We start from the raw sequence: 2,787 nt of genomic DNA, 5'->3' as shown, positions 1-2,787 counted from the left end.
CCCCTGCCCCGACCAAACCCGAGCCCGTGCGCCCTCCATCTCCGCCAGGACGCGCCACGCCCGAGCCTCGCCCGGCAACGCCTTCCGCGCCTTCGGCCCCAGCCCCGCGAACAGAAATACCGTCTCCGGATAAGGCTCAGGCAGCCCTTCTTGGACGGTCACCTGGCTCCCGACCGGTCGCCGCGCCATCGCCCACGCACGCCGCAGGACGCGCAGGGCCGTTCGCTTCCCGCTCATCGGACGACCTCGAACCACACCGTGAACCGGCCGTCCGCGATCCGGTAGTGAGCCCCACCGCTCGGCCAGCCCGTCCACCACGATCAGGCCGCGCCCGGATTCGTCCCAGCCGGCACCCTGCGCCGGGGGCAGCGGACACCCGTCCGAGCCGCCGTCGTCCTGGATCTCCACCCGCAGCCGGTCGGACGACAAGAGCACCGTCACCCACACGCCGCCACCCGTCCGGCCGCTGGAGCTGTGCCGGACGGCGTTGGTCGTGACCTCGCAGACCATCAGGTCCACGTCGTCCAGGTTGAACCCCGCGACGTTGCCGCCCAGTCCACCGGCCAGCGTCCGTCGCACCCGCGCCCGGACCTTCCGCACGTCCAGCGTCCCACCCGGGCACACCCGCTCGGTGTGCACCTCGTCCCAGACGATCACCGTCCGATCTCGGTGATCTGCTCGGCCGCCACCCGCACCGCCCCGACCGACGTCCGGCGGGCGGCGTCCCACAGGTAGGACCACCCGCCGCCGCACTCCTGGACGACCAGCACGGCCATCGACCGCCGCCGCGACAGCACCGGAACCGACAACACCAGGGCTCGGCCGTCCCGTCCATGTACAACACCGAGCCCTGCTCCAACTCCCGCAAGGCCCACATCAGCCGAACCAGCGAGTTCAGCCGCGCGGCCGTCGCCGCCACCGGTTCCGTCCTCCGGTGGCCCTGCTCTGTTGGGGACGAGCCGTTGGGTAGGTCAGCCCGACCGTCCGCAGCAAGCGGCTCCGTCGTGAGTTGCGGCGCCTCAGAGAAGTGGGAGGACTGACGATCGAGCAGGTCGCCGACCTCGCTGGTGGTGAGTGGAACCCCAGCACCCTCGGACGCTGGGAGAAGGGCGATCGCCGCATCCGCCCCGCGGACCTACGCCACCTGCTCGATGTCTACGAGGTGCACGGCGAACAGCGTGAAGCCTTGCTGGCGCTCGCCCGGGAGGCCCGTCAACGCGGCTGGTGGCAGGTCTACTCCGACGTGCTGCCGTCCGAGTACGGCACCTACATCGGCCTCGAGACCGAAGCGCGGGAGATGCGCACCTATCAGCAGCAACTCATCCCGGGCGTCCTACAGACGGCCGACTAAGCCCGGGCCGTGATCCGGGCAGCCCGTCCCGACGACGACTCTGAGGCGATCCGGCGAGTCGTCGAGAGCGGGCGGGTCATGCGAGAACAAATTGAGCATCTCGCCGACATCGCCGATCGCCCAGGCGTACAACTTCAGGTTCTCCCATTCGAGGCCGGAGCACACGCCGCGATGGAGACACCGTTCGTCATCTTGGGCTTCGACGCCCCCGATCCCGACGTCGTGTACGTCGCGGCAGTGTGGACATCTTGGTGACCCATGACGGCCCCCACGGGATGTCGTCCTGGCGCGGCACCACCCAAGGGTCGAGGAAGCTGACCGAACTCCTCGAGCGCCTGCAACCTCGCCTGCACGTCAGCGGCCTACTCGACACCCGAACCTATGACTTCGAGTACGTCCACGACCCGTGGCTCGCGGACATCCACGGCGATCAACTCGACTTGGCCGGACTGATCGCCCCGCGTCAGTGAAGCGCGTCCCGCCGAGGGGCAGGCCGACGGGTTGACGATGCCGAACACGAGCGGCCCAGTCGGTGGTGGCCGTTCCGAGCCGCAGTGGCGCGCGGCCGCCGAACTGCCAGTCGTGGACCTCCATGTCGGCGTAGCATCTCGGTCAGGGCGGCGACGTCGGCCTCTGCCGCTTCGCGGTCAGTAGATGATCGACACGATCCGGCAGGCGGCTTCGCCGAGTTCACGCCGGCCGTCGATGCGGGCGCGGGCCAGGGCGTCGTCCGGCTGGATGCCGCGGGTGCGCAGGCGCCAGGCGGTCTCCGCGTCCAGATCGACGGTCGTGGCGGGACCCGCGCCGCGCCACATGCCGCAAGGGCACGCGAGCAACGGCGTCGGCGGTGCCTGCGTAGAAGTCGCCGACCTCGAAACGAGCGTCGGCGTCGGAGACAGCAAGGCCCCAGAGGCCGGTCACCTCACGTTCAGCCACGATGGACAGGCTTCATTGACACTTCATGGCCCAGGTGCGGGCTGGACGTTCCAGGTCACCGTTGGATGATCTTTCGGAGGTCGCGTCGGGGTGAGAGGGCCGGTGGCTTGGTCCGGCCGACGCGGACGAGCATCTGCAGCTTGCCCGGGGGTGTCACGTCGACGAGCCGTTCCAGCTCGGTGCGCAGCTCGTCCATCTGTGGGAATTCCTGGAGCGCCTGGCTGATCGGTTGGAAGCGCAGGCCGAGGGCGTCCGCACTGAGTTGGGCGCGAACGTAGGCGCGGCCGGTGGTGATCCAGTCGTGCATCGTGTTGGTCGCCGTGGTCAGGGTGAGCAGGGCCGAGGTGGCGGTGGTCGATCGGCGGAACCCCGTGAGGTAGGGGCCCCGGTTGTAGGACCTGTGCCAGTTGCCGTCGTTCATGAGCCTGCGTGCCAGGGGCAGCGACAGGCCGCTCAGGCCCACGGTGTCGGCGTGGAATCCATCGCCCTTCTGGGTGATC

General features: G+C 69.6%; 5 protein-coding genes and 1 pseudogene. 2 read left to right on the top strand and 4 right to left on the bottom strand.

What is annotated here, in order from left to right:
- Together E1285_RS44385 and E1285_RS46300 are read right to left on the bottom strand one after the other, a co-directional pair.
- Positions 1 to 657, bottom strand: a 657-nt coding sequence (locus tag E1285_RS44385; protein ID WP_132160916.1) for an ATP-binding protein, incomplete at its 3' end; no start/stop codon positions are given.
- Complete coding sequence (locus E1285_RS46300) at positions 654 to 812, bottom strand: hypothetical protein (RefSeq protein ID WP_165967042.1); 159 nt, start codon at positions 810 to 812, stop codon at positions 654 to 656. The genes E1285_RS44385 and E1285_RS46300, both read right to left, overlap by 4 nt.
- A 197-nt stretch (positions 813 to 1,009) precedes the next feature.
- On the opposite strand from E1285_RS46300, the pseudogene E1285_RS48045 reads away from it, so the two are divergent.
- Both E1285_RS48045 and E1285_RS44370 read left to right on the top strand, forming a co-directional pair.
- Positions 1,010 to 1,606: pseudogene (locus tag E1285_RS48045) on the top strand (Scr1 family TA system antitoxin-like transcriptional regulator).
- Positions 1,600 to 1,821, top strand: coding sequence for a hypothetical protein (locus E1285_RS44370; protein WP_132160913.1), 222 nt, complete (start codon positions 1,600 to 1,602; stop codon positions 1,819 to 1,821). The pseudogene E1285_RS48045 and the gene E1285_RS44370 overlap by 7 nt, the downstream one beginning before the upstream one ends.
- 177 nt (positions 1,822 to 1,998) lie before the next feature.
- On the opposite strand, the gene E1285_RS46295 is transcribed toward E1285_RS44370, so the two are convergent.
- Together E1285_RS46295 and E1285_RS46290 are read right to left on the bottom strand one after the other, a co-directional pair.
- A complete protein-coding gene (locus E1285_RS46295) occupies positions 1,999 to 2,166 on the bottom strand; it encodes a hypothetical protein (protein WP_165967040.1) in 168 nt (55 codons plus the stop codon).
- A gap of 176 nt (positions 2,167 to 2,342) precedes the next feature.
- The coding region (locus tag E1285_RS46290) for a hypothetical protein (RefSeq protein WP_207947291.1) at positions 2,343 to 2,787 on the bottom strand (445 nt) is incomplete at its 5' end.

The organism is Actinomadura sp. 7K507, from assembly GCF_004348425.1.
Lineage (GTDB): Bacteria > Actinomycetota > Actinomycetes > Streptosporangiales > Streptosporangiaceae > Spirillospora.
Note: the sequence above shows the minus strand (reverse complement) of the source record. Positions and strands in the feature narration are given on the sequence as shown.